This window comes from Dyella sp. 2HG41-7 (assembly GCF_021390675.1).
Taxonomy (GTDB): domain Bacteria; phylum Pseudomonadota; class Gammaproteobacteria; order Xanthomonadales; family Rhodanobacteraceae; genus Dyella_B.
The window spans coordinates 2718876-2745454 of record NZ_JAJEJV010000004.1 but is presented as its reverse complement, the minus strand read 5'-3'; the positions used below and the strand labels follow the sequence as shown (position 1 = coordinate 2745454).

Below are 26579 nucleotides of genomic sequence, written 5' to 3'. Positions count from 1 at the left end.
GCATGACCGCTAACTCGATTTTGCTGGATGGCAACAGCCTCAGCCGTCAACAACTTATCGCCGTGGCGCGCCGCGGTTACGGCGTACGGCTCGATGCCGAACAACTGAAGCGCGTTCAGCGCGCCGCGGATTTCCTGGCCGAGAAAGTAAGCTGCGGCGAGCCCACTTACGGTGTCACCACCGGCTTCGGCAGCAATGCTGATAAGTTGCTTGGCGCGTACCGCTTGCGCGACAAACTGCCTGGCGGCAATCCGCACAAGCCGGAAGGCACCTTGCTGGAAGAGTTGCAGCACAATCTCATCACCACGCACGCTGTGTGCGTAGGCAAACCGTTCTCCGCCGAAGTCGTGCGCGCGATGCTGGTGATCCGCATCAATACGTTGATGCGCGGCCACTCCGGTATTCGCGTCGAAACGCTGGAGGCGTTGACGGCGCTACTCAATCACGACGTGATTCCCGTGGTGCCGGAAAAAGGTTCGGTGGGCGCGAGCGGCGATCTCGCGCCCCTGTCGCATCTGGCGATCGTGCTGCTCGGCGGTGGCGAAGCGTTCTATAAGGGCGAGCGCTTGCCGGGTGCGGAAGCCTTGAAGCGCGCTGGCCTGCAACCGATTCGTCTTTCCTTCAAGGAAGGTTTGGCGCTCAATAACGGCACCGCGCAGATGTTGGCGACGGCGGTGCTGGCGCTGGATACGCTGGAATACTTGCTGGATGTCGCCGATCTCGCGGCGTCGATGACGTTGGATGCGTTCGCAGGCCGCAGCGGGGCGCTTCGACCGGAAGTGCATGCGCTGCGTCCGCATCCCGGCCAGGTGCAGGCTGCCGATCACGTGCGCGATCTGTTGTCCGGTTCCACGCTGGTCGATATTCCGTATCACCTTGTGCCACGTTTCCGTCCGTGGTCGGTCGAGGCGTGGAGCACCCCGCAAGATCAGGCGCTCAGTTTCGACATCGGTTGGGATTGGGTTCCCGCCGATCAGCGCCACGGCCGCGAAGCGTTCTATAACCGCTTTTTGCCGTTCAAGGGCGGCAAGAAACATCAGCCGCAAGATGCCTATTGTTTGCGGTGCATGCCGCAGGTGCATGGCGCCGTGCGCGATGCGTGGGCGCAGGCGTGCCGCGTGATCGATATCGAATTGAATGCGGTTACCGACAATCCGCTGATCTTCCCCGACAACAACGACGCGACGCATATCGAAGAGCAAGTCATCTCGGCCGGCCATTTCCACGGTATGCCGCTGGCGTTGTCGATGAGCTACGTCAAGGCCGCCATTCCGGTGTTGGCGTCGATTTCCGAGCGTCGCCTCAACAAATTGGTCGATCCCGCCACCAGCGACGGCCTGCCAGCCTTTCTTACCGGCAATGAAGACGGCACCGATTCGGGTTTCATGATCGTGCAGTACACCGCAGCGGCCTTGGTCAACGATCTTGCCACGCGTGCGCATCCGGCTAGCGTGTATTCCGTGCCGACCAGCGCGAATGCGGAAGATCACGTCTCGATGGGCGCGAACGAAGCGCGTCATGTGCTGGAAATGACGGAAGACTTGAGTCATGTGCTGGCGCTGGAGCTTTACACCGCTGCGCAGGCGTTGGATTATCGCCAGGAGATGCTCAACGCCGCGCGACGCCTCGCTGCACGTGGCGACTGGCAGGCGCTGGCTTCGAAGATCTCCAACGCGCCGCGCGAAGATCACCCGCATTACGCACAGTTTGTCGAAGAGGTAAAGCAACTCACGGCCGCGTTGGCGGAAGTGGGCGATTTCCATGCGGGCACATCGGTGCGTAAGGCGTACGAATCCTTGCGTGAACGAATCAGCTTTATGCATCGCGACCGTGCGATGGATGGCGATGTGCGCTCGGTGTGCGAATGGGTGCAGCAACGCGCGCTCGCGAACGGCTAAACGTTCTCGCTCGTCGTCTGGGGCGCGCGCAATAACTGGCGTGCGCCCCAGGCGAGCCAAAGCAATATCGATACGATCAGCAGCTTCTGCATGAGCCCATGCGGAAGCGCGGGCATAAAAGCTTGCAGCCACATAACGCACGTGGCCAGCCAGGCAAGCGCCCATCCAGCGCGGCGGCTTGCGCTCAGGCGCGAATCGCTCCGCCAGCGACTCGATAGCAACAACATGCCGAAACTCAACGCGAGAAAGGTCGCTTGCGCGGCGAGTCCGTGAATCAGCGCAGCCAGATTTTCGTAGACGCTGCCTTTGAACAACTCCGTCGCCGCGACCACGGGTAGCAACAACCCTGATGCGGCAAACAGCAGGGAAGCCAGCACACTGCGCTGTGCGGTCGATGTCGCCCCATACGCGCCCAGCGCAAAGGCGAGCAGGGCAACACCCATGACGTCATACGCGGTACGCACGTAGAACCCGCCGGGGCCGGTGAGATAGATGCTCAGCGGTACCGCGATGGGGTCAAGGTCTGTGCGCCAGAACTGCGCGCCGCCGCAAACCACCGTGAAGACGACGACTGCGCTGAGCATCAGTCCGGCTGCGGGGCGCACGGCAAGGTTTGGAAGTGCTTGAGTCATAGGTGTTTTGATCCGCGCGTTGTCAAGAATTTGCGGTACGGCCGCGCATGATACGGAGGCTGAACCCTTCGTGCAGGTGCCTCAGGTCACATCCAGGCGAACGGGTTGCGCGACTGCGGGCGGGCCACTACAATGCGATCCACTGTGTTAATGCGTTAGTACATTATGAAGCGCCGATCGATCGACCCGGAAATGCCGGATGAGTCCGCCAAGCTCAGTCTCTGCCGCGCCTTGCTCTCGTTGAAGAATGCGGAAGAGATGGACGCCTTTCTCAACGATTTGTGCACGCCCGCCGAGCTCGAGGTGCTGGTAGATCGCTGGCGCGTGGTGCCTTATCTGCTGGAAGGCGTGTCGTACCGCGAAATTCACGACCGCACTGCCGTCAGCATCACCACCATCGGGCGCGTGGCGCGCTATTTGAATCAGGGCAGCGGCGGCTACCTCGCGGCGGCGGCACGTGCTTCGCGCGCTCGCGCGACGGCGAAAAGGACACGCGCATGAAACCGAGGGACCGACTACGTATCGCCATGCAGAAATCCGGCCGGCTCACCGAGCCGGCGTTGGAGCTGCTCAATCGCTGCGGCCTTACCTTTCGTCAGAGTCGGGACAAGCTGTTCTGCTTCGGCGAAGGCGAACCGGTAGACCTCTTGCTGGTACGCGACGACGATATTCCCGGCTTGATCGCGCAAGGTGTTTGCGACCTCGGCATCGTCGGGCGCAATGTGCTGAACGAGTTCAAAGGAATGGCAGGTGAGGGCGCCGCGGCACTGACCGAGTTGCGTCCGCTCGGTTTCGGGCGTTGCCGCCTGTCGATGGCGGTGCCGCAGGAGATGGATTATCGCGACGCGACGGATCTCGCCGGTTTGCGCATCGCCACGTCGTATCCCGGTTTGCTCGGTAACTGGCTGCGCGAAAAGGGTGTCGACGCCAAGGTCGTGACGTTGGCGGGTTCGGTGGAAATCGCGCCCAAGCTCGGTACCGCCGACGTGATCTGCGATCTGGTACAAAGCGGCGGCACGCTTGTCGCCAACCAATTGCGCGAAACCGATGTGCTGCTGCAGAGCGAAGCTGTGTTGGCCGGCCCCGAGGCGCTTCCCACGGACGAGCGTGGCGACATGATCGATCTTCTGCTCAAGCGCTTGGACGGTGTAATCCAAGTGCGCGAATCGCGCTTGCTGTTGCTGCAAACCTCAGTGACGTCGCTCGACGCCGTTACGCGCTTGTTGCCCGGCGGTCCGCAACCGACCTTGCTGCCGGTGGCCGGGCAGCCCGATCAACTCATGTTGCAGGCGCTGTGCGCGGGCGAAGTGAGTTGGCGGCAGCTGGAGGAAATCAAGAAGGCTGGCGCACGCGAAATGTTTGTGCTTCCGGTCGAGAAAATGCTTGCCTGAGACGCGTCGAATGAAACGGATCACCTGGAATACGCTGAGCGAAACCGAGCGCAATGCCGCACTGGCGCGACCCGCGCAATCGCGTGCGGACGAATTGCGCCGCGGCGTCGAAGGAATCATCAACGAAGTACGCAACAAGGGCGATGCGGCCTTGCGCGAACTTTCCGCCCGTTACGACCGTTGCGCGTTGGATGTGCTCGAAGTCGGCGAAGCGGAATTTTCCGCAGCGGAAGCGAAACTGGCGCCGGAGTTGAAAGCGGCGATTCGAGAAGCTGCGGGCCGTATCGAAGCCTTCCACACGGCTGCTGCGCCACAACCCATTGGCGTGAACACCGCCGTGGGCGTGCGCGTGGAGCGCGTATTGCGACCGATTCAACGCGTCGGTCTATACGTGCCGGCCGGCAGCGCGCCGTTGCCTTCTACCGCCCTGATGTTGGGGGTTCCTGCGCGTATTGCAGGTTGCCGTGAAGTGGTGCTGTGTTCGCCCGCGCGTGCAGATGGCACTTGCGATGAAGCGGTGCTGTTTGCGGCGTGCACGGTAGGCGTACATCGCGTGTTCAAGCTCGGCGGCGCGCAAGCGATTGCCGCGATGGCGTACGGTACCGAAAGCGTGCCGCGTTGCGACAAGTTGTTCGGGCCGGGCAATGCATGGGTGACGGAAGCAAAGCTGCAGATTTCCTCCGACCCGAACGGCGCCGCCATCGATATGCCTGCCGGTCCCTCGGAGGTCTTGGTGATTGCCGATGCGCAGGCCAATCCCGCGTTCGTCGCTGCGGACTTGCTCTCGCAAGCCGAACACGGGCCGGATTCGCAAGTCGTGTTGGTGAGTTCTTCTACCAGTTTGCTCGATCGCGTGGCGGACGAAGTGGCGCGACAATGCGCGCAATTGCCGCGCGAGGCCATCGCCGAGCAGGCGCTTGCGCAGAGCCGCCTGATCGAAGTGGAATCGCTAGCGCAAGCCGTGCAAGTCAGCAATCGCTATGCGCCGGAGCACTTGATTCTTCAAGTAACGGGCGCGCGTGATCTGGTGGCGGATATCGAAAGTGCGGGCTCGATCTTTGTCGGCGCGTGGACGCCGGAATCGGTCGGCGATTACTGCAGCGGCAGCAACCATGTGCTACCGACGTATGGGTATGCGCGAAGCTACAGTGGCGTGTCCGTGGCGAGTTTTCAAAAGCAGATTACGGTGCAGGAGCTGGACCCCAATGGCTTGCGGGCGATCGGCCCGTGTACTGCGACGCTGGCGGCTGCCGAGCAGCTTGAGGCGCATCGTCGAGCGGTGACGCTTCGTTTGGCGGCGTTGGGAGTGCGTCTATGAGTGTGTTGGATTTGGCGCGCCCCGAAATACGCGTTTTGCAGCCGTATTCCTCCGCGCGCATGGAAGCGGGCGGCGGACAGATTATGCTCAACGCGAACGAATCGGCGTGGGAGCCGGTCGGCGACGCCGGGCTCGGATGCAACCGTTATCCAGACCCGCAACCGAGCGCCTTGTTGCAATCGCTGGCGACGCTCTATGGCGTGCGTCCCGATCAATTGTTCGTCGGTCGTGGCAGCGACGAAGCGATCGATCTGCTGGTGCGCGCGTTTTGCCGCGCAGGGCAAGACGCCATCGTGATTCAGCCGCCGACATTCGGTATGTATGCCGTCTGCGCGCGCATCCAGAATGCGGCCGTGATCGAAGTGCCGTTGGCGGCGGATTTCAGCGTGGACGTGCCGGCATTGTTGTCGGCAATCACGCCAGCGGTGAAGCTGATGTTTCTTTGCACGCCGAATAACCCGAGTGGCAAGTCTATTCCGCGCACGGATATCGAGCGTGTTGCGCAAGCAATCGCTGGCAAAGCGTTGCTTGTGGTGGATGAGGCGTATATCGAATTTTCCGATCAACCCAGTGCCATCGATTTGATCGAGCGGTATGAGCATGTGGCGGTGCTGCGCACGTTGTCCAAGGCCTGGGCGCTGGCTGGTGCTCGTATCGGCAGTTTGCTGGCTCATGCGGATGTGATCGCGCTGATCAGGCGAATCATGCCACCGTATCCATTACCGACGCCTTGCGTGGCGGCGGCGTTGGCGGCGCTATCGTCGTCCGGTCAAGACGCGGCGCGCGAACACATTGCGCTGGTCCGCGAGCAGCGTGCAGTGATGCGCAATGCATTGACAAAATTGCCGGGCGTACGAGAAGTGCTCCCCTCGGATGCCAACTTTCTCGCCGTGCGTTTCGATCAGGCCGGAACGATTTATCACCAATTATTGCAAGCAGGCATCGTCGTGCGCGATGTTCGCCGCTATCCGAAATTAGAGGATGCACTGCGCATTACGATCGGTACGCCGGAAGAAAATGCGCGAGTAATTGAGGTCATTAAATGAGTCGCAAGTTGCTTTTTGTCGATCGCGACGGATGTTTGATTGAAGAACCCGCCGATGAGCAGATCGACAGTTACGAAAAATTGTCCCTGCTGCCGGGCGTTATCGCGGCGCTGCAGCGCATTGTGGCTGCCGGTTATGAACTGGTGATGGTGACTAATCAAGATGGCCTTGGTACGGAGCGATTTCCGCAGGCGCACTTCGACGGTCCGCACGATTTGCTGATGCGCATTTTCGCGTCGCAGGGCGTTCGCTTTCACGAGGTATTGATCGACCGCAGCTTTCCGCACGAAGGACTGGATACACGCAAGCCCGGCATCGGCATGATGCGCCAGTATCTCGCCGACGATAGCTGGGCGCGCGCCGAGTCCGCGATGGTGGGCGACCGCGAAACGGATCTTCAATTTGCAGCGAATATGGGCGTGCGAGGTTTTCGCGTCGGCACTAGTGGCATGAGCTGGAGCGATGTCGCGCACCAGTTGCTGGATCGCCCGCGTATCGCGGAAGTGGTGCGTAATACCAAGGAAACGCGCATCAAAGTGCGCGTCGATCTGGATCGGCAGGCCGAGCCGGTTGCGCATACGGGGCTTGGCTTCTTCGACCACATGCTTGAACAGATCGGCAAGCACGGCGGGTTCGCGCTGACCGTTGAGTGCGACGGCGACACCAAGGTCGATGAGCACCACACGATCGAGGACTGCGCGCTGGCGCTCGGTCAGGCGTTGCGCCAAGCCCTGGGCGACAAGCGCGGTATCGGCCGTTACGGTTTTACGTTGCCAATGGACGAATCGCAGGCAAGCGCGGCGCTGGATTTGTCCGGTCGCCCGTATTTCGTATTCGAAGGCCAATTTCCTCGGGAACGTGTGGGTGATATTCCGACCGAGCTGGTGCCGCATTTCTTCCGTTCGTTGTGCGACACGCTGGGTGCGAATCTGCATCTGGCCGTGAAAGGCGACAACGCGCACCACATGGTGGAAGCCTGCTTCAAAGTGACTGCGCGGACCTTGCGCCAAGCCATCCGTCGCGAAGGTGACGAATTGCCGAGCACAAAAGGAGCGTTGTAATGAGCGTGGTGCTGGTCGACGCCGGCGGCACCAACATCGGCTCGGTGCGTTACGCCTTGCAGCGACTCGGTGTCGATGCGGCATTGACGTCCGATGCCGATGCGATTCGTGCGGCGGATAAAGTCATTTTGCCTGGCGTCGGTGCGGCAGGTCCTGGCATGGCGCGCTTGCGCGAGCTCGAACTGGTCGACGTTATTCGATCGCTGACGCAGCCGGTGCTGGGCGTTTGTTTGGGAATGCAATTGCTTTGCGAGCATTCCGACGAAGGCGACACGACATGTCTCGGCGTTGTTCCGGCGCGCGTTTCCCGCTTCGATGAAGCGCCCGGACTATGCGTTCCGCATATGGGATGGAATCGCCTTTCGCCCGTTGGCAAGCACCCGTTGTTGAAAAACGTGGAAGAGGGCGATTGGGCCTATTTTGTGCACAGCTACGCGGTGCCAAGCGGCGATTACACACTCGTCAATAGCGACTACGGCGGCGCTTTTTCGGCGGTTATCGCCAACGGCAATTTCCATGGCATGCAATTTCATCCGGAACGCTCCGCCAGTGTCGGCGCCAAGCTTTTGAAGAATTTTCTGGAACTATGAGCTTCGAAGTCATACCTGCAATCGATCTACGTGGCGGACAAGTCGTGCGCTTGCGGCAAGGCGACTACGCGCAAGAAACGCAATACGGTTCGACACCGGTCGAACTCGCCACGCGTTATGCGCAAGCCGGCGCGCGCTGGCTTCACGTTGTCGATCTCGACGGCGCGCGTGCGGGCGATTTGGCGAACTTGTCCATGATTGAATCGCTTGTGAAAGCGGGTATGCATGTGCAAGCCGGTGGCGGCGTACGCGTGGAAGAGGACGTTCACAGATTGTTTGGCGCTGGCGTATCGCGCGTCGTGGTCGGCAGCGTCGCAATCCGCGCTCCCGATATCGTTTCGACATGGCTTGAGAAATACGGCGCCGAACGCTTCACGATCGCGCTGGATACGCGGCGTCGCGATGACGTGTGGACGTTGCCCAGCGCCGGTTGGATCGAAGACGAGGCGCGCACGCTGGATGAATTGGCGCCGTGGTATGCCGCGCGCGGCGCCAAGCATTTGTTGTGCACCGATATCGAGCGCGACGGCATGTTGGCCGGTTTCAATCTCGATTTATACGGTCACTTGGCGAAAACCGTACCGCAGCTTGCGGTGCAAGCATCGGGCGGCGTTCGATCGTTGGAGGATATTCGCGCGGCGCGCGACGCGGGCGCACGTGGTGTGATCCTCGGGCGCGCATTGCTGGAAGGGCGCTTCAAGCTGGAGGACGCGCTGGCATGTTGAGTCGTCGCATTATTCCTTGCTTGGACGTGCGCGACGGCAAGGTTGTCAAAGGCGTACGTTTTCGCGATCACGTGGTGATGGGCGAGATCGTCGATCTCGCTTTGCGTTATCGCGATGAAGGCGCCGACGAACTGGTGTTCTACGACATTACCGCCAGTCCGGAAGGTCGCAGCGTGGACCGTAGCTGGGTCGAGCGCGTGGCGCGGGAAATCGATATTCCATTTTGCGTAGCCGGTGGTATTCGTTCGGTGGCGGATGCGCGCGCGGTGTTGCATGCCGGCGCAGACAAAATTTCCATCAATTCTCCGGCGTTGGAACGCCCTGATCTGATCGACGAATTAGCGGCGGCGTTTGGCGTGCAATGCGTGGTCGTCGGTATCGATTCCATGCGCGACGCAGATGGCGAATGGCGCGTGCGCCAATACACCGGCGATCCGTCTAAGACACGTTCATTGACGCGGCGTACCTTGGACTGGATGGTCGAAGCGCAACAGCGTGGCGCGGGCGAGATCGTTCTCAACTGCATGGATACCGACGGTGTGCGCCAAGGCTATGATCTGGCGCAACTTTCCCAAGCGCGCGCGGTGTGCCGCGTGCCGTTGATCGCATCGGGCGGCGCTGGAACGGTTCAACATTTTCGCGATGCGTTCACGCAATCTCGTGTTGATGGAGCCTTGGCGGCGAGCGTTTTCCACAGCGGTGCGATCGCCATTCCGGATCTCAAACGCTACCTCCAGCAAGAAGGCGTTGTGATTCGTTTACAAGAGATGGCTAGCGATGACTGAAACGGCGAAGACTGAATTGGTGAATGGTTTCGATCCGCTCGATTTGAATCAAATCGACTGGGAAAAAACGGATGGTCTGGTGCCCGCGATCGTGCAGCACTGGCTGACCGGCGAAGTGCTGATGCTTGGCTTTATGGATGCGCAAGCGCTTGCACTCACGCGAACCAGCAGCAAAGTGACGTTCTACAGTCGCAGCAAGCAGCGTTTGTGGACGAAAGGTGAGAGTTCCGGACATGTCTTGCACATGAAGTCGATCCGCGTGGATTGCGACGGCGACACCTTGCTGGTGCTCGCCGATCCGCACGGACCGACGTGTCACTTAGGATCGCGCAGTTGTTTCGGCAATGCGGTGCGTCCACCGCTTGGATTTTTGGCGCAGTTGGATGCGCTTGTGGAAAGTCGCAGGGAACAGCTACCCGACGAGAGCTACACCACCAAACTGTTCCACAGCGGCACGCGCCATATCGCGCAAAAGGTCGGCGAAGAAGCGGTGGAAACTGCGTTGGCTTCGGTCGCGCAAGGAGACCAGGAACTGCTGGAAGAAGCGTCCGACTTGGTCTTCCATCTCATCGTGCTACTGCGTGCGCGTGGCTTCGGTTTGGCGGATGTCGCGGACGTGCTGACGAAGCGGCATGGATAAGGAATCGAAGACTTTCTCGGTGTGAGAAAGTCTTCAGTCTTGCGACGGCGCTGCGCGACTACTGCGCCGTGACGGCCACGCTGCTCGCCGATGCGGGCGGCGGCATAAACGGCACAGCCGGTCCCTGAGTGACTTCTTTGCGCCACACCGCCAGTTGCTGCGCGATGCCTTGGCCGACATCGATCTGCGGTTCGGACGGTGTAAGTTTGTCTTGTTGTTCCCAGTCCGCGATATCGTGTTTGGCGAGCTGAAATGCATCGACGAAGTCGTCGGTCTTGTTCAGCGCATCGACCAGCCACGCTTTGCCGAAATACGTGACATTGGAATCGCTGCCGCAGCCGAATGAACTGCGATCCGCGCGCGCCGCCGTCAGCACCAAGGTGCCGGGACCGCGCAGTTCCGGAACGAAACCGCCTGAGTAACAGGCATTCACCACCACCACTTTCCACTTGAACGGACGCTTTTTCAGGATGCCGCCAAGATCGGGCGCACCGATCTGATCCAAGGGCAGCGGGTCCATGTCGACCAGCAAGTTGTGGTCTTCGTCGCCGTGCGAAGTCATGTACAACACCAGGACGTCTTCGTCCGGCTTCATGACGTTGCTGAGTTGATCGAGGGTGGCTTCGAGATTGCTCCAGTCCGCCAGTGGATGGCTCTGCAGTGTGCTCGGATTGTTTTCCAACACCACGGCGTGCGCAGTGGGGCCGAATCGCTGCGTAAACAATTGTCCGGCGTATTCGGCTTCGTTGCGAAACACGTCTTCGCCGCCGTCGCCACCGAAGGCGACCAGATACAAATTAGTTTTGCCGGGTACTCGCGGCGACAGTTTGGAGATGGACTGGCGCACCAACGATGGCTGCGCGTAAATCACTTGCTCGGGCGAAGGGCCTTGATTGGGCCAGTTGTCCCCGCTGTCGCTGTCGTCCGTATCGGTGGTGGACGACGAAGCCGCCGGCGCTGCGCTTGTGGCGCTGGCCGGCAAAGCGCTTGCCGTTTGGTCGTTATGCGATGGACCGTGGCGCGTGATCAGCAGCATCAACAAGACGCCGGCGGCGAAGGCGAGCAGGGCGGTCAATAAGGTGCGCATGAGATCGGGCTCAGAGCTCGATCGCGTCGAAATCGGCGTACGCCGGATGCTTGGGCTGGGCAGGAACATTGAGCGGCGGGCGCAGCAGCCACCCGGTGCGCAGACCGGCGGCGCGCGCGGCGTCCAACTCTTCGGCCACATCGGAAAGGAACAACACGTGCTCCGGTCGTTCGCCGATTTCTTCGAGGATGCGCTCGTAGGATTGTTGCTCGCGCTTAGGGCCGGTCTCGGTATCGAAATAACCAGCGAACATGGGCGTGAGATCGCCGGCCTCGCTGTAACGGAAGAACAGCTTCTGCGCGGGGACCGAGCCGGACGAGTACACGTACAGATGCAGCCCTTCGCCGCGCCAGGCGTGCAGGCGACCGGCGACTTCGGGATACATATGAGCGCGGTATTCGCCGGCCTCGTAGCCTTCGCGCCAGATCATGCCTTGCATGGCCTTCAAGGCGGTGGATTTGCGATCTTCGTCGATCCAGCGCAGCAGAAGTTCGATCACTTCCTGCCGGCTCGCTTCGACGTATCCGGCCTCTTTGGCGGCCTCATGCAGCCAATGTTGCACCTCGGGCTTGTCCCCGTGCGTCTCGACAAAGGCGGGCAGCCGTTTACGGGCGTACGGAAACAGTACGTCCTTCACGAAGCTGATCGAGCTGGTGGTTCCTTCGATATCGGTGACGATGGCGCGGATGGCGGTCATGGGGGCAGCAGAGGAGATGGGCTCCCAAGCTTAACCCGCGCGTGTGCCAGCGCAAGCGGCTAAGTGCTTGAAATGAGAAAAGGTAACGTGCCCGAGAGGCGCTCAGGCCACCGTTGCGAGGGGCTGCATGCGCGGAAACTGGCTGGCGATGTCCGAATCGGTGAAATTCGCGACCCAGCCGTCCTTGTTCGTGAACAGGCGGATCGCCACGAAGTACGGAGCTTCGCTCATGTCGAACCAGTGGCGGGTGCCGTCCGGCACGCCGATCAGGTCGCCTTGCTCGCAGAGCACGTCGTAAACCTTGCCGTCGATGTGCAGGGTGAACTGGCCTGCGCCGGCGACGAAAAAGCGCACTTCGTCCTCGCTATGGGTGTGTTCGCTGAGAAATTTCTGGCGAAGAGCTGCGCGATCGGGGTGATCGGGTTTCAGGCTGATCACGTCGACGGATTGATAGCCTTCTTCGCGCATCAGGCGATCGATGTCGTGACGATACGCCGCGATAACCTCATCCTGGCTTGCGCCTGGCGCGATCGGCTGGCCGGCCTCCCACTGTTCAAAGCGCACGCCCACTTCGCCGAGTTCGTGGGCGATGTCGGCATGAGTGTCGTGCACCGAGAGCGGATGCTGCGGACGTTGTTCGTCGAAAATGCGTAAGCGACTCATGCGTTCAGCCTCCTCAAATCGAGTTCGCAGCCAAGCAGAAATTCCAGCGCTTCCAGATGACGACGCGCTTCGGCCATGTCATGACCCCACGTATAGATGCCGTGGCCGTTGATCAAGTAGGCATGCAAGGGTTTGCCGGCGTCGATCCACTCATCGACCTGCGCCACCAGATCCGGCATATGTTGCGTGTTGGGAAACACGGGAATGTTCAACACGCTTTCGTGCGTGGTGTGACCGCGAATGGCTTTTTGCAATTCCCAACCTTCCAGCCGAATCACGCCGTCTGCGGCGAACAATCGCGACGCGACGCTCTGCGTGCGTGAGTGCGTATGCAACACCGCATTCACATCCTGCCAACGGCGATAAATCTGCGTGTGCAGTTCCGTTTCCGCGCTGGGACGCGATGCGGTGCCAACGGCTTTGCCGTGCATATCCACCAGCATGATGTCGTCGCGCCCAAGCTTGCCTTTGTCGCGTCCGGAAATCGTGATCGCGGCGTGATCGGCATCGACGCGCATCGAAAAATTGCTGCTCGTAGCGGGCGTCCAGCCGTGTTGCGCAAGTTCGCGCGCGGCGTCGGCGATCGCGTCTGCGCGCTCGTTATAAAGCGCAGCGGGAATGGAGGCTGGCAGGTCTTGGCTCATGGCAAATGGACGTCCAAACGAGAGGCGACTATAGCATGGGTGAAAAAACGCGAAATGCGAGTTATTCGCGAAAAGGCGTTCGTGCGATTCGAGGAGTTAGGATGGAGAACCACTCGCCGCGTTCCTGCGGCGCCCCACCGTGATGAGGATGGTTATGTCAGGGCATCAAGATATCGAGTCACGTCGTCGTTTCCTCAAGCTTGCCACCGGCACCGCGGTCGCAACCATGTTGGTGAGCGGTTTGCCGCGCATCGCGCGCGCGGACGATCTGCCGCATGTTTCCGAATCCGATCTCACCGCCAAAGCGCTGAGCTACGTGGAAGACGCCGCGACAACCAAAGATCCCAAACGTAAACCTGGCGACACCTGTGCGAACTGCCAATTCTATACAGGCGCTGCCACAGGATTCGGTCCGTGCCAGTTGTTTCCGGGCAAAGCGGTGTCGGCCAAGGGCTGGTGCATCTCGCACAGCACGAAACAAGCCTGACAAGCGTTGCAATGATTTACAAAGGCCGGCCATGTGCCGGCCTTTTCGTTTTCGTAAAAAAGAAAACGCCTGCACAAGACAGGCGTTTGATGAAAAACGAAGGGGTGTTGCTGAAAAGTGCTACCCGGACGCGTCAGGTCGAGGAGCTAACTAGCCTGACGCGCCGGGTGGCGATCCGGGGCCCACTGCCAAGTGATCAACCCACGGGCTGTTGATGATACTCCGGTTGACCGAAATACGGCGGGCCAGGGTTCGAAATTTGTGGCGGTGAAATTATTTCTTTTTAAATTTCAATAATTTGCGATGAAAATCGAAACTATCACTTTCGGCTCATTAAAAAGCCGTTAGCAACAGGTTGTCGCGTTTTCACCGTAGTTGCTGGGAATTATCGTCAGATCGGCGACGTTTGACCCTTGGCCGTACCATTGGCAAGACGCAGGCGACTATGGCGTATTCCATAGGTGAAATAAATCGCAAAGCCAAACAGGGTCCAGACCACCATTAGCGCCCAGTTGAACCAGTCGAAGGTGATCAGCAGGGCCAAGCAGCTCAGGACGCCGGCGATACAGACGAAATGCGCTGCGGGCACGCGGAAAGTGCGGGGCAACTCAGGCGAGGTGTAACGCAGGATCAACACGCCGGCGCACACGGCAACGAAAGCAATCAGCGTGCCCATCGAGGTGAGATTCGCGAGCAGATCGAGCGGAAATACGGCAGAGAGCGCAGCAATGCTGGCGCCAGTGATCAGCGTGTTGATATGCGGCGTGCGGTGTTTCGGGTGGATGCGATTGAACACGCGCGGCAACAAGCCGTCGCGCGACATGATCATAAAGATGCGCGGCTGCGCGATGATCATCACCAGGATTACGGACGACAAACCGATAAGCGCGCCGACCTCCACAATCGAGCGCAGCCAATCGAGTTCGGGATGCGCCTTGATCGCCGTGACGACCGGTTCGTCCGTACCAAGCTGCGTGTACGAAATAAGACCGGTGAGTACGGCCGCCATCGCCAGGTAGAGCACCGTGCAGATCACCAGCGACACCAGCGTGCCGAACGGAAGATCGCGTTGCGGATTTTTGCATTCCTGCGCAGCTGTCGACGTGGCCTCGAAACCGATATACGCAAAGAACACCATGCCGGCGCCGCGCAAGATGCCATCCCAGCCGTATTTATGATTGCCTTGCGCCGCGGGAATGAACGGATGCCAGTTGGCCGGATCCACGTAGCGATAACCGGCCACCACCACGATGATGATCAAGCCGACTTTCAGCGCCACCATAAACAAGTTGATGCCGGCCGACTCACGAATACCGATGTAGCAGATCCAAGTCAGTGCCATCACGATCGCGACGGCAGGCAGGTTGAAGAGGTGACCCGTCAGGACCAGTGCGCCATTGGTATACGAGAACGGCGCGTCAGTCAGTGAAGGCGGTAGATGGATGCCGACATGATCGAGCAGGCTGACGAAATAGCCTGTCCAGCTTGTCGCCACCGCCGATGCAGAGATGCCGTATTCCAGCACCATGTTCCAGCCGATAAACCATGCGACGAGTTCGCCGAGCGTGGCGTATGCGTAGGAATAGGAGCTGCCGGAAATCGGAATCAGCGTGGCGAATTCGGAATAGCACAGCGCCGTAAAGCCGCTGCAGATCGCCGCAAGGATGAACGAGATAAGTACGGCAGGCCCAGCGTGATCCGCAGCGGCCTGACCCGTCACCACGAAAATGCCGGTGCCGATGACCGCGCCGATGCCCAGTGCGGTAATGCCCCAAGGACCCAATGTTCGGCGCAAGCTCGGGCCGTGCGAGGATTCGTCGTCGGAAAAATCGGACTTGCGGGCGAACAGCTGTTTAAGCATAGGGCTTCCGGAAATGAAACCGGCACGACGTCGTCGTGCCGGCTGCGTAACGTTTGGAGTGCGCGTGTGCGGTAATCAATCCGCCTCGACACCGCGAGCCAAGTTGCTCCGGCGGTAGCCATACAGGAAGTACACCACAAGACCGATCAGGCCCCACACGAAGAACGTGGCCTTGGCTTCCTTCGACAGGTTGAGGAACAGCAACAGACAGCCAATGACAGCGAGCGGGCAGATCAACCAGGGCATCGGCGTGCGGAACGGACGCGGACGATCGGGCTGCGTGCGACGCAGGATCAGCACGCCAATCGCCACCATGATGAACGCGAACAGCGTGCCCGAGTTGGTGATGTCGGCGAGGATGCCGACCGGGAACAGCGCACCGAACAGCGATACGAAAGTGCCCGTGATCAGCGTAATGATGTGCGGCGTGTGGAAGCGCGGATGGATCTTGGCCAGCGAGGTCGGCAGCAGACCGTCGCGCGACATGGTGAAGAAGATGCGGGTCTGGCCGTACGTCATCGTCAGGATCACCGACGGCAATGCGATGCCGGCGGCAAAAGCAATGAAGGCGGCGACGGTATTGTGGTTGAGCAGGCGAACCACATGGGCGAGCGCCTCCTTGCTGCACACCAGCGCTTGCGAACCGTCGCAAGCAGCAGCGAACGCCGGCGTGCCGGGTTCAAGCGCCAAGCCATTTGCGTCCAGCATAGGCTGCGCACCGACTGAACCCACGGCGCTGTAGCTCACCAGCAGGTAATAGATAGTGCAAACGGTCAGCGAGCCGATCAGGGCGATCGGGATGTTGCGATTCGGGTTCTTCGTTTCTTCGGCCGCCGTGGAAATGGCGTCGAAGCCGATGTAAGCAAACACGATCGAAGCGGCTGCACCCAGTACGCCGATGCCGCCCATCGGGCTACCCCAGCCGTTCGGCACGAAAGGCGTGAAATTCTGATCCTTCACCGCCGGCAGCGCGATGAAGATGAAGGCGGTGAGGGCGGCGATCTTGATCAGCACCAGCACGGTGTTGACCTTCGCCGACTTCGAGGTACCTATGACCAACAAGCCCGTGATGGCCAGGCCAATCAGGCATGCGAGCAGGTTGAAGGTGCCGCCGTCCATCGGGCCCACCTGCAGGAAGTGCGGCAAGCCGAATCCAGCGTGCGAGAGGAGACCGTTAACGTAGCCGGCCCAGCCCACGCAGACCGTGCTCGCTGCGATGGTGTATTCCAATACCAGCGCCCAGCCGACGATCCACGCCGTGCCCTCGCCAAGCACACCGTAAGTATATGTGTATGCCGAACCGGCAACCGGCACCATCGAAGCAAGTTCCGCGTAGGCCAACGCGGCGAACGCGCAGACCACCGCAGCGATCACGAACGCAATCATCATGCCGGGACCGGCTTTCTGTCCGGCTTCCGCCGTGAGTACGAAGATGCCGGTGCCGATGATTGCGCCAATGCCCAACATCGTGAGCTGGAACGCGCCAAGTTGTCGGACGAGGCTCTTCTTTTCGGCTGTTGCAATAATCTGATCGAGTGGCTTGACTCGCTTGAAAAACATGTAGGTGGGCTCCCTGAGTTAACGAACATCACGCCCATCAAGCGTCTATGCAAGCAATGGCGCATCGATCCGAAGTGACGCGCAACCATAGCCCAGCGGAGGCGGGGCGTACAAGTTGCATTGCGGCTAGATTCGAGGCGGGGCGTGTGGTTGGGCCGCCCCCCGCCGAGCTCCCGAAAAGGAACCGGCAAAAGGGCGACGCGTTGAGGTTGAATGGTTCAAAAAACGACGTTAAGGGCGATTTGCGGCGTGATAAATGCGTCGCTGTTACGGCCGGTCGCACTGAATTCCACGCCCCCGATCAGGCCAACGCGATCGTTGAAGTTGTATTCGACGGCAGGCGCCAAACTGACGACCTGGCTGGTAGGCGAGCGGCTTGTCATTGGAACAAGCGTCGCGCCAACCATTTGCACGCCGCTCACTTGCGAGGCATAGACGCGGTTGTACGCGACGTCGAATGCTGCCACCCACGCGGAATTGAAGCTGTATTCCGCGCCGGTCGAGACACCGAACGCACTTCCGAGCCGCGCCCGGCCATGAAAATCTTGCGGCGTGCCGTAAACGCTGATGCCGTTAATGTCGACCTGGCGAGGCGGCAAGGAGTAGGAGATCGCCGCACGGATGCGCAACGGTCTGCCATTGGCGAACCACACATATTGCTGCGCAAGTAGCGAGAAGGTGTCGGTGGACGCGCCATTGCCCGTTCCGTTGAGCGGATTCGAGCCGAGGCGATCATAGGCGCCCGTCGGGAACTGGTGCGAATACTTCACCGATACGGCAGGAGTCGTTTTGTCCTTGTTGGGCGCAAGTATCATGTATTGCGCGGAGACAGTCGTGTCGGTGATGCCGAGGCCGTCAGTATGCGAGCCGCCGGCATCCGTGCGCGCAACACCCGCGGTGAGCTGCAGTTGCAGGCGGTCGGTCACGCCATAAAAGAGCGGAACGATGGTCAGCCATTGGCCAGTTCCTTCGTCTTTGGCGTAGCGGTCCCATTGATCGTTATAGGCATCGCTGCTGCTGTTGTGGATCAAATACGGTTCCACCAGCCAAACCCCGGCGGGAAGATTTTGCGGGTTCGACGTTAGCAGTGGGCCGGTAAAGTTGACGGCGGACGTCGACGAATCGGATGTATCAGCCGCAACGGCGACGCTGCAGCACATTGCTGGAATCAGAAAAAAAGCAAGTTGACCAAATGCTCGGCGGGGGCGTGTCATGGCAGGCACCTTGGTAGTCCATTGATAAGGTGTCGCCGCGTTCGGTGGTATTCGAAGACGGCGTTCGTGGTTTGACGATAGGGACTGCCGTGAACGCGATCTATGGTACAAACCTGAAATTGGTGTGCGAGCGATCGATCACTTCGCTGAAACACCGCAACTCGAACGCAATCATTCGTGTGGGCTATGGATTTATCGAATTCTTCTGAGCGCAGCTCGCTTTTTTTGTATGAATCGCTTCGCATCTATGCGTCGAATTTTCCGCGCGATACGCACGCAATCGCGTGCATGGCGTTTCTCGACGAAGCGGAGCGTCCTTTCCATCGTGAAAACACGGCAGGGCATTTCACCGGTTCGGCGTGGCTCGTCGATTCGGACGGTGAGCATGTGCTGTTGACGCACCATCGCAAATTGAATCGATGGCTACAGCTTGGCGGTCATGCGGATGGCGATAGCGATCTTGCCGCCGTGGCGTTGCGCGAAGCGTGCGAGGAGTCGGGGCTGGCCGAATTGGTTGTCGATCCCGAAATTTTCGACGTCGACAAACATTGGATTCCAGCGCGCAACGATGAGCCGGGTCACTGGCACTACGATGTGCGCTACGTGGTGCGTGCACGCGTACGCGATGCGTTCGTCGTCAGCGACGAATCGTTGGAGCTGGCCTGGGTGTCGATTCGTACGCTGGCGGACGAACCCGAAACCGACGAATCTCTGCAGCGCATGGCGCGCAAGTGGCTTGCGCGCGCGGTGAATGCGATCTAGCCGTATTTCGCCGGCGCGCTATTCAAATGCCCGCACTGGTCGCACGTTCGCGCATCGCGCGATGCGTAAAAGCGGTCGAACACGGGCGGAAAATCGGTTTCGATGTCGTGCAACACGAAATATTCTTCGTAAAGTTTGTGATTGCACTTTTCGCAGAACCACAACAGGCCATCTTTTTCGTGCCCGAGCCGACGACGTTCGATGACCATGCCGATCGAGTCCGGCATGCGCTGCGGTGAGTGAGGCACGCGCGCGGGCAGGTAGAAAATTTCGCCGGCGCGGATCGGGATGTCGCGCGCAACGCCCTCGTCCTGCACCTTCAGCACCATCTCGCCTTCGATCTGGTAGAAAAATTCCGGGCCTTCGTCGTAGTGATAGTCGGTGCGCGCGTTCGGGCCGCCGACAATCATGATGATGAAGTCGCCGTCGACGATGCATTTGTTGCCGACCGGCGGCTTGAGCAGATGACGGTGCTCGGCAATCCAGCGTTGCAAATCGAAGGGTGGTGTCAGGGCCATGTATTCGATCCGTTGGAATCCGCTTTCGCGGGTCAGACCTCAAGCGTTGCCAGATCGCCTTTTTCTTCCAGCCAGTTCTTGCGATCCGACGCACGTTTTTTCGCCAATAACATATCCATCAACTTGGCGGTGCCGTCGCCTTCGTCGACCGTAAGCTGCACGAGACGGCGCGTGTCGGGATAGATGGTGGATTCGCGCAGCTGCGACGGATTCATTTCGCCGAGGCCTTTGAAGCGCGTGACGGTGACTTGGCCTTTGATTTTTTCGCGCTCGATGCGCTGAAGCATTGCGGCCTTTTCGTTTTCATCCAGGCAGTAGAACACCTGCTTGCCCACGTCGACGCGGAAAAGCGGCGGCATCGCCACGAACACGTGACCTTCGCGCACTAAAGCCGGGAAGTGGCGCAAGAAGAGCGCGCTGAGCAACGTTGCGATATGCAGGCCGTCAGAATCGGCGTCCGCAAGAATGACCACTTTGCCGTAGCGCAAGCCGCTCAAGTCGTCCTTGCCCGGATCGCAACCGATCGCGACGGCGAGGTTGTGCACTTCTTCGGAAGCAAGCACTGAGGTGGATTCCACTTCCCACGTGTTGAGGATTTTGCCGCGCAACGGAAGGATGGCCTGAAATTCTTTGTCGCGCGCCTGCTTGGCGCTGCCGCCGGCCGAGTCGCCTTCCACCAGAAACAACTCGGTGCGCGTGAGGTCGGTGGCGGTGCAATCGGCGAGTTTGCCGGGCAGGGCGGGACCTTGCGTGATTTTCTTGCGCACTACTTGTTTGGCGGCTTTGAGTCGCGCGCTGGCGCGCTCGATCGCAAGCTGCGCAATGCGCTCGCCCAAATCGACGTGCTGATTAAGCCACAGGCTGAAAGCATCGTGCACAACGCTCTCAACCAGCGCTGCCGCGTTGCGCGAGGAAAGGCGTTCTTTCGTCTGACCTGCAAACTGCGGATCTTGGAGTTTGGCTGAGAGCACGAATGCCAGCCGCTCCCACACATCTTCCGGCGCGAGTTTCACGCCGCGCGGAAGCAGGTTGCGAATATCGCAAAACTCGCGCACGGCGTTGGTAAGTCCGGTGCGCAAACCGTTGACGTGCGTGCCGCCTTGCACGGTGGGAATGAGATTGACGTAGCTTTCCTGCACCAGCTCGCCTTCGGGCAGCCAGGTGAACGCAACATCCAGCCCTTCCGTATCGCGCGCGACGTGATGCACGAACAAATCGGCCGGCAGGCATTCGGCGCCGTCGAGTTCGCCGCGCAAGTAGTCGCGCAGGCCGTCTTCGTAATACCACTCGCTGACTTCGCCGGTGGCCTCGTCAGTGAGTTTGACGTTGAGGCCCGCGCAGAGCACCGCTTTGGCGCGCAGCAGATGCTTGAGTTTGGATAGCGAAATTTTCGGCGAGTCGAAATATTTCGGATCGGCCCAGAAGCGCACGGTGGTGCCGGTTCTTTTCTTCGGGACCGTACCGATGGTTTCCAGCGGGCTAGAGCGATCGCCGTCCGCGAAACTCATGCGGTATTCGTTGCCGTCGCGACGAATGGTGACGTCGACCCTATTCGACAGCGCGTTCACCACCGACACGCCCACGCCGTGCAGACCGCCGGAGAAGTTGTAGTTCTTGCCGGAGAATTTGCCGCCCGCGTGCAAGCGCGTGAGGATCAGCTCTACGCCCGGAATGCCTTCTTCCGGGTGGATATCCACCGGCATGCCGCGGCCGTCGTCGCTCACTTCCACCGAGCCGTCGGTGTGGACGATCACTTCGATCGATTTGGCATGGCCGGCCAGCGCCTCGTCCACCGAGTTGTCGATCACTTCTTGCGCCAGATGGTTCGGGCGCGACGTGTCGGTGTACATGCCCGGCCGGCGTTTGACGGGGTCTAGGCCAGAGAGGACTTCGATATCGGCGGCGTTATAGCGGCTGCTCATGCTTAGGCGATTTGCGTGCTGAGTGAGTGGTTAGACGCGGGAGGATGGGCGGTGGCGTGGTGGAGGTCAAGGGTTGGACGACGGACGTGGGGATTCCGTTGTCGCAGTTGCGTTCACAGTGGCGCGCAATGTTTCTCCAGCCACGCCAGATCCGCGTCTTCCAACAGCGGGGAAAGCGCAGCGCGCACGGTTGCGTGGTAGTCGTCCAGCCAGGCGCGTTCGTCGGGGCTTAGCAGGCTCGGCTCTAGCGCACGCCGATCGAAGGGGCACAGGGTCAATGTTTCGAAGGCGTAGAACTCGCCGAATTCGGTTTGTTCGGCCTCGACGACGACAGCCAGGTTTTCGTGACGGATGCCGTGGCGCGCTGGCTTATACAAGCCGGGTTCGATCGAGGTGATCATGCCGGGCTCCAGCGGCACCAGCGGCGCGCCGGAAATGGGTGGGCGAATGCTTTGCGGTCCTTCGTGCACATTCAAAAAGTAGCCCACGCCATGACCGGTGCCGTGACCGTAATCCATGCCGCTTGCCCACAGCGGCGCGCGCGCGAGCGCGTCCAGTTGCGGACCGCTGGCGCCTTTGGGAAAGCGGGCGCGAGAGAGCGCGATCATGCCCTTCATCACAAGCGTCGCATCGCGGCGTTGCTCAGGCGTCGTCGGGCCAAGTGCAAGCACGCGCGTGATGTCGGTGGTGCCGCCAAGGTATTGACCGCCCGAGTCCACCAGCAACAGGCCGTGACGCTGCAAGGTGTTGTGCGATTCCTGCGTAGCGCGATAGTGCGGCAGCGCGCCGTTTTCCATATAGCCGGCGATGGTGGAGAAACTTTCGCCGACGAAGTTGGGTTGCGCCGAACGCTCGTCGCGGAGCAGGGTATCGACGTCCAGCTCGGTTTGCGTCATGCCTGCGGCAAGGCGTTCTTCCAGGCGACGGAACGCGCGCGCGAGTGCGACGCCGTCGCGACGCATAGCTTCGCGGATATGCCCGAGTTCGGCCTCGCTCTTGATGGCTTTGAATGCCGTGGACGGATTGGCGCCTTCGATGCGTTTGACGTCCAGCGCCACAGATTTCAACACCTCGCTGACCACGCGACTCGGATCGAACAACAAGGTGTCGCTGACTTTCAATTCGCTCAGCGCGTCGCCGAGCGTCGCGTAGTTGGCGATGCGAATACCGTCGCCGGTGAGTGCGGCGACGACGTTGTCGCTAAGTTTGCTTCGATCGACGAACAGGGTCGACGCGCCGGCTGTTTCGATCAATAAATGCGCGAGGAAAACCGGATTGCACTCGACGTCGCTGCCGCGCAGGTTGGTGAGCCACGCGATGTCGTCCAGGCTGGAAATCAGATGATGCGTGGCGTGCTGTTTGCGCAATGCATGGCGCAACTTTTCGAGCTTCTCCGCGCGCGACGCGCCTGCATAAGCGGAAGGATGTTCGAATACCGGCGCATGAGGCAGAGCGGGGCGATCGGTCCACACGGCGCCAGGCAAATCCAAATCCACGCGCACATGAGCACCGACGCCGCCGAGCTGGCGCTCGATCTGTCGTTGCGTGGCGATCGATACGCTGTCGCCAGCGACGGCAATCGCATCGCCTTGGTGCAGAAGCTGCTGCAGCCAGGTCAGGTGTTCTTGCGCACCGCCGGCGCGTTGCTTTTTCAGCGCAATACCACTGCCGGCAAGCTGCTGTTCGGCCTGCGAGAAGTAACGCGAGTCGGTCCACAATCCCGCTTCTTTCGCTGTAACGATCAAGATGCCGGCCGAGCCGTCGAAGCCGGAGAGCCATTGGCGTGCTTGCCAACGTGCAGGCAGATATTCAGAGAGATGTGGATCGGCGGTGGGAACAATGCAGGCGGCGATGCCGTGTTTGGCCATCGCTTCGCGCAGGCCAGTGATGCGGGCGGAATAGGGTGTGCTCATCGGTGCATGGTAGCAGGCCGCGCCGACCGACTTGACATGAAAGCGCGCTTGCTGCACGCGCGAAATTTTTCAGGGTCGTGACAGCGATATTGCGTATTTTGAGCGGTACGTATAGGGCGCGGCATTATGTCTCGGACTAGTCACGCCTTGCTGCGACGCGATATTCTATGCAGGTCGTCCCCACGACAAATCCCATTAGCCTGTCTTAAGAGTCGTTTGTGAACAAGCGTTCCCTTGTGTCCGCTTTGCGCTGGTCGTGCGCAAGCGTTGCGGTGTTTCTCAGCGGTTGCAATATGGATGTCCTGTCGCCCGAGGGCGACATCGGGAGTCAGGAGAAATCTCTGATCCTGATCGCCACGGGCTTGATGTTGCTGGTCGTCGTTCCGGTCATTGCGATGATCTTCATCTTCGCCTGGCGCTATCGCGCGTCCAACACCAAGGCCACATATGCGCCGAAGTGGTCGCATTCGACGGCGATCGAAGCGGTGGTGTGGACCATTCCGTGCATCATCATCGCCATTCTCGGCACGATCACGTGGCGTTCCACGCATGCGCTCGATCCGTACAAGCCGCTGGTATCGCAGACCAAGCCGATCACCATCCAGGCTGTGTCAATGGATTGGAAGTGGGTCTTCATCTATCCCGATTACGGTGTCGCGAGCGTCAACGAATTGGCGCTGCCGACAAACGTGCCGGTGCATTTCGAGATCACATCCGACTCGGTGATGAATGCGTTCTTCATCCCGCAGCTCGGCAGCCAGATCTACGCGATGGCAGGCATGGAAACGCAGCTCAATCTGATTGCGAACAAGCCGGGCACCTATGCCGGCATCTCCAGCAATTACAGCGGCGCGGGTTTCTCCGACATGCACTTCAACGCGGTCGCGACCTCGCAGCAGGGCTTTCAGGATTGGATCAACAAGGCCAAGGCCAGCACGACCCATCTCGATGCGCAGACCTATCACGCGCTGACGCAGCCCAGCGAGAAGGTGCCGGTGACGTACTACGCGAACGTCAAGCCGGGCCTGTTCGACAGCATCATCGCTCAGTACATGGGCACGATGCAGATGGACAAAATCGGCACGGAGCCCAAGCAGGCGAGCGCCATTCCCTCGCATAACGATCACGCCAAGGCTTCGGAGTAGGCCATGTTCGGAAATCTTTCTTTATCGGCCATTCCTTTCCATGAGCCGATCATTATGGGCACCCTGCTGATGGTGTGCCTGGGCGGTGCGGCGCTGCTTGGCTGGGTGACGCAACAGCGCAAGTGGGGTTATCTGTGGAGCGAGTGGTTCACCACCGTGGACCACAAGCGCATCGGCATCATGTATGTGATTCTTGCGTTGCTGATGCTGCTGCGCGGCTTCGCCGACGCACTCATGATGCGCGCTCAGCAGGCGATCGCTTCGGCGGACGCAGCCGGTTATCTGCCGCCGCATCACTACGATCAGATCTTCACCGCGCACGGCGTGATCATGATCTTCTTCGTCGCGATGCCGTTCGTGGTCGGCCTGATGAACCTGGTCGTGCCGCTGCAGATCGGCGCGCGCGACGTGGCGTATCCCTTCTTGAATTCGCTCAGTTACTGGCTTACCGCGTCGGGCGTGGTGCTGGTGATGATGTCGATGTTCGTGGGCGATTTCGCCGCGACCGGCTGGTTGGCGTATCCGCCGCTGTCGGAGTTGAAATTCAGTCCTACGGTAGGCGTGGATTACTACATATGGGCGCTGCAGTTATCTGGTTTGGGCACCACGCTTAGCGGCATCAACTTCATCGTGACCATTCTGCGCATGCGTACGCCAGGCATGAAGATGATGCAGATGCCAGTGTTCACCTGGACGGCGCTGGTCACCAACATCCTGATCGTCGCGGCCTTCCCGGTGTTGACGGTGGCGCTGGCGCTGCTTGCCGCCGACCGCTATCTGGACATGCATTTCTTCACCAACGAGCTTGGCGGCAACGCCATGCTGTACATCAACCTGATCTGGATCTGGGGTCACCCTGAGGTGTACATCCTGGTCCTGCCGTGCTTCGGCGTGTTCTCGGAAGTCGTGGCGACGTTCTCGGGCAAGCCGCTGTTCGGCTACAAGTCGATGGTGTACGCCACCGCGGGCATCGGCGTAGCGTCGTTCCTGGTGTGGTTGCACCACTTCTTCACCATGGGATCGGGCGCGGACGTGAATGCCTTCTTCGGCATAACAACGATGATCATTTCGATCCCGACCGGTGTGAAGCTGTTCAACTGGCTGTTTACCATGTATCGCGGCCGCATCCGCTTTACGTTGCCGATGTTGTGGACGGTGGCGTTTATGGTCACGTTCACCATCGGTGGCATGACCGGCGTGCTGCTGGCCGTGCCGGGTGCGGACTTTGTGCTGCACAACAGCCTGTTCCTGATCGCGCACTTCCATAACGTGATTATCGGCGGCGTGTTGTTCGGCTTGTTCGCGGCGATGAATTACTGGTTCCCGAAAGCGTTCGGCTTCAAGCTGGAAGAGCGTTGGGGCAAGGCATCGTTCTGGTGCTGGGTGGTCGGTTTCTATCTCGCCTTTATGCCGCTCTACGTGCTCGGCTTGATGGGCATGACGCGTCGCATGAATCACTATGCGAACCCCGCGTGGCAACCGTACTTGATCGTCGCTGCGGTCGGCGCCGTGTTTATCGCGCTGGGCATCGGCTTCATGCTGCTGCAGATTGTGGTGAGCGTGCGTAATCGCGCCGAGAATCGCGATCTCACGGGCGATCCGTGGGGCGGTCGTACGCTGGAATGGGCGACGAGCTCGCCGGCGCCGTTCTACAACTTCGCCGTGTTGCCGCAAGTCGAAGAGCTGGATCAGTTCTGGGCCGACAAGGAACACAAGCGCGCCTATCCGCGTCACGCGCACTACGCGGATATCCATATGCCGCGCAACACCGGCGTTGGCGTGGTGATGGCTGCGTTCGGCACGGTGCTGGGCTTCGCGCTGGTGTGGCATATCTGGTGGCTGGCGATCGCCGGTTTGGTAGGCATGGTGGCTTCGTTCGTCAGCCGCGCCTATGACACGGATGTGGATTACTACGTACCGGGCGCCGAAGTTGAAAAGATCGAGCGCGCACGCCTGGTGCCGCTGCACAAGCTGATCGAAAACGTGGATCCGGCGTCGGCCGGTCAGAAGGTGGCTTAAC

25 protein-coding genes are annotated in these 26579 nt (G+C 60.1%); 14 read left to right on the top strand and 11 right to left on the bottom strand.

Annotation, left to right across the window (positions count from 1 at the left end):
* The first annotated feature begins 2 nt into the window (after positions 1–2).
* Positions 3–1898 (top strand): aromatic amino acid ammonia-lyase, encoded by a 1896-nt coding sequence (locus L0U79_RS13590; RefSeq protein WP_233842805.1) that lies wholly within the window; start codon positions 3–5, stop codon positions 1896–1898.
* Here L0U79_RS13590 and L0U79_RS13585 read toward each other — a convergent pair.
* Complete coding sequence (locus L0U79_RS13585) at positions 1895–2530, bottom strand: DUF998 domain-containing protein (protein WP_233842804.1); 636 nt, start codon at positions 2528–2530, stop codon at positions 1895–1897. The genes L0U79_RS13590 and L0U79_RS13585 overlap by 4 nt on opposite strands.
* 165 nt (positions 2531–2695) lie before the next feature.
* Here L0U79_RS13585 and L0U79_RS13580 point away from each other — a divergent pair, with 165 nt between their 5' ends.
* The 9 genes from L0U79_RS13580 to hisIE are packed head-to-tail and all read left to right on the top strand — an operon-like array spanning position 2696 to position 10086.
* Positions 2696–3031 (top strand): YerC/YecD family TrpR-related protein, encoded by a 336-nt coding sequence (locus L0U79_RS13580; RefSeq protein WP_233842803.1) that lies wholly within the window; start codon positions 2696–2698, stop codon positions 3029–3031.
* Positions 3028–3921, top strand: coding sequence for an ATP phosphoribosyltransferase (gene hisG, locus L0U79_RS13575; RefSeq protein ID WP_233842802.1), 894 nt, complete (start codon positions 3028–3030; stop codon positions 3919–3921). Before L0U79_RS13580 ends, hisG begins: the two co-directional genes overlap by 4 nt.
* A gap of 10 nt (positions 3922–3931) precedes the next feature.
* Positions 3932–5239 carry a histidinol dehydrogenase gene (gene hisD / locus L0U79_RS13570; protein WP_233842801.1) on the top strand — a complete coding sequence of 436 codons (1308 nt, stop codon included), beginning with the start codon at positions 3932–3934 and terminating at the stop codon, positions 5237–5239.
* Positions 5236–6285, top strand: a complete 1050-nt coding sequence (gene hisC, locus L0U79_RS13565) for a histidinol-phosphate transaminase (RefSeq protein WP_233842800.1) — start codon at positions 5236–5238, stop codon at positions 6283–6285. Before hisD ends, hisC begins: the two co-directional genes overlap by 4 nt.
* Positions 6282–7346 (top strand): bifunctional histidinol-phosphatase/imidazoleglycerol-phosphate dehydratase HisB, encoded by a 1065-nt coding sequence (gene hisB, locus L0U79_RS13560; protein WP_233842799.1) that lies wholly within the window; start codon positions 6282–6284, stop codon positions 7344–7346. The genes hisC and hisB overlap by 4 nt, the downstream gene beginning before the upstream one ends.
* Positions 7346–7936 (top strand): imidazole glycerol phosphate synthase subunit HisH, encoded by a 591-nt coding sequence (gene hisH, locus L0U79_RS13555; protein ID WP_233842798.1) that lies wholly within the window; start codon positions 7346–7348, stop codon positions 7934–7936. Before hisB ends, hisH begins: the two co-directional genes overlap by 1 nt.
* Entirely contained in the window at positions 7933–8661 is a 729-nt protein-coding gene (hisA, locus tag L0U79_RS13550) for a 1-(5-phosphoribosyl)-5-[(5-phosphoribosylamino)methylideneamino]imidazole-4-carboxamide isomerase (RefSeq protein WP_233842797.1), read from the top strand. The genes hisH and hisA overlap by 4 nt, the downstream gene beginning before the upstream one ends.
* Complete coding sequence (gene hisF / locus L0U79_RS13545) at positions 8655–9446, top strand: imidazole glycerol phosphate synthase subunit HisF (RefSeq protein WP_233842796.1); 792 nt, start codon at positions 8655–8657, stop codon at positions 9444–9446. Before hisA ends, hisF begins: the two co-directional genes overlap by 7 nt.
* On the top strand, positions 9439–10086 hold the full coding sequence (hisIE, locus tag L0U79_RS13540) for a bifunctional phosphoribosyl-AMP cyclohydrolase/phosphoribosyl-ATP diphosphatase HisIE (RefSeq protein ID WP_233842795.1): 648 nt from the start codon (positions 9439–9441) through the stop codon (positions 10084–10086). Before hisF ends, hisIE begins: the two co-directional genes overlap by 8 nt.
* 58 nt (positions 10087–10144) lie before the next feature.
* On the opposite strand, the gene L0U79_RS13535 is transcribed toward hisIE, so the two are convergent.
* From L0U79_RS13535 to L0U79_RS13520, 4 genes are all read right to left on the bottom strand, one after another.
* Complete coding sequence (locus L0U79_RS13535; protein WP_233842794.1) at positions 10145–11173, bottom strand: C13 family peptidase; 1029 nt, start codon at positions 11171–11173, stop codon at positions 10145–10147.
* 10 nt (positions 11174–11183) lie between these two features.
* Positions 11184–11870, bottom strand: coding sequence for an acireductone synthase (mtnC, locus tag L0U79_RS13530; protein WP_233842793.1), 687 nt, complete (start codon positions 11868–11870; stop codon positions 11184–11186).
* Between the two features lie 102 nt (positions 11871–11972).
* Entirely contained in the window at positions 11973–12533 is a 561-nt protein-coding gene (locus tag L0U79_RS13525; protein ID WP_233842792.1) for an acireductone dioxygenase, read from the bottom strand.
* Positions 12530–13177 carry a methylthioribulose 1-phosphate dehydratase gene (locus L0U79_RS13520; protein ID WP_233842791.1) on the bottom strand — a complete coding sequence of 216 codons (648 nt, stop codon included), beginning with the start codon at positions 13175–13177 and terminating at the stop codon, positions 12530–12532. Before L0U79_RS13520 ends, L0U79_RS13525 begins: the two co-directional genes overlap by 4 nt.
* Before the next feature lie 154 nt (positions 13178–13331).
* Here L0U79_RS13520 and L0U79_RS13515 point away from each other — a divergent pair, with 154 nt between their 5' ends.
* On the top strand, positions 13332–13664 hold the full coding sequence (locus tag L0U79_RS13515; protein WP_233842790.1) for a high-potential iron-sulfur protein: 333 nt from the start codon (positions 13332–13334) through the stop codon (positions 13662–13664).
* A gap of 391 nt (positions 13665–14055) precedes the next feature.
* On the opposite strand, the gene L0U79_RS13510 is transcribed toward L0U79_RS13515, so the two are convergent.
* From L0U79_RS13510 to L0U79_RS13500, 3 genes are all read right to left on the bottom strand, one after another.
* Positions 14056–15525, bottom strand: coding sequence for an amino acid permease (locus L0U79_RS13510; RefSeq protein WP_233842789.1), 1470 nt, complete (start codon positions 15523–15525; stop codon positions 14056–14058).
* Positions 15526–15600: 75 nt separating this feature from the next.
* Complete coding sequence (locus L0U79_RS13505) at positions 15601–17085, bottom strand: amino acid permease (RefSeq protein ID WP_233842788.1); 1485 nt, start codon at positions 17083–17085, stop codon at positions 15601–15603.
* Between the two features lie 218 nt (positions 17086–17303).
* Positions 17304–18299: a transporter gene (locus tag L0U79_RS13500; protein ID WP_233842787.1), complete on the bottom strand. Its 996-nt coding sequence runs from the start codon at positions 18297–18299 to the stop codon at positions 17304–17306.
* A gap of 288 nt (positions 18300–18587) precedes the next feature.
* Here L0U79_RS13500 and L0U79_RS13495 point away from each other — a divergent pair, with 288 nt between their 5' ends.
* Positions 18588–19061 carry an NUDIX hydrolase gene (locus L0U79_RS13495; protein ID WP_233842786.1) on the top strand — a complete coding sequence of 158 codons (474 nt, stop codon included), beginning with the start codon at positions 18588–18590 and terminating at the stop codon, positions 19059–19061.
* Here L0U79_RS13495 and L0U79_RS13490 read toward each other — a convergent pair.
* From L0U79_RS13490 to L0U79_RS13480, 3 genes are all read right to left on the bottom strand, one after another.
* Complete coding sequence (locus L0U79_RS13490) at positions 19058–19579, bottom strand: 3-hydroxyanthranilate 3,4-dioxygenase (protein ID WP_233842785.1); 522 nt, start codon at positions 19577–19579, stop codon at positions 19058–19060. The genes L0U79_RS13495 and L0U79_RS13490 overlap by 4 nt on opposite strands.
* Before the next feature lie 32 nt (positions 19580–19611).
* Complete coding sequence (gene parE / locus L0U79_RS13485; RefSeq protein WP_233842784.1) at positions 19612–21501, bottom strand: DNA topoisomerase IV subunit B; 1890 nt, start codon at positions 21499–21501, stop codon at positions 19612–19614.
* Positions 21502–21614: 113 nt separating this feature from the next.
* A complete protein-coding gene (locus L0U79_RS13480; protein ID WP_233842783.1) occupies positions 21615–23414 on the bottom strand; it encodes an aminopeptidase P family protein in 1800 nt (599 codons plus the stop codon).
* 293 nt (positions 23415–23707) lie between these two features.
* On the opposite strand from L0U79_RS13480, the gene cyoA reads away from it, so the two are divergent.
* Positions 23708–24559 carry a ubiquinol oxidase subunit II gene (gene cyoA / locus L0U79_RS13475; RefSeq protein ID WP_345778452.1) on the top strand — a complete coding sequence of 284 codons (852 nt, stop codon included), beginning with the start codon at positions 23708–23710 and terminating at the stop codon, positions 24557–24559.
* A gap of 3 nt (positions 24560–24562) precedes the next feature.
* Complete coding sequence (cyoB, locus tag L0U79_RS13470) at positions 24563–26578, top strand: cytochrome o ubiquinol oxidase subunit I (protein WP_233842782.1); 2016 nt, start codon at positions 24563–24565, stop codon at positions 26576–26578.
* Position 26579 lies beyond the last annotated feature (1 nt).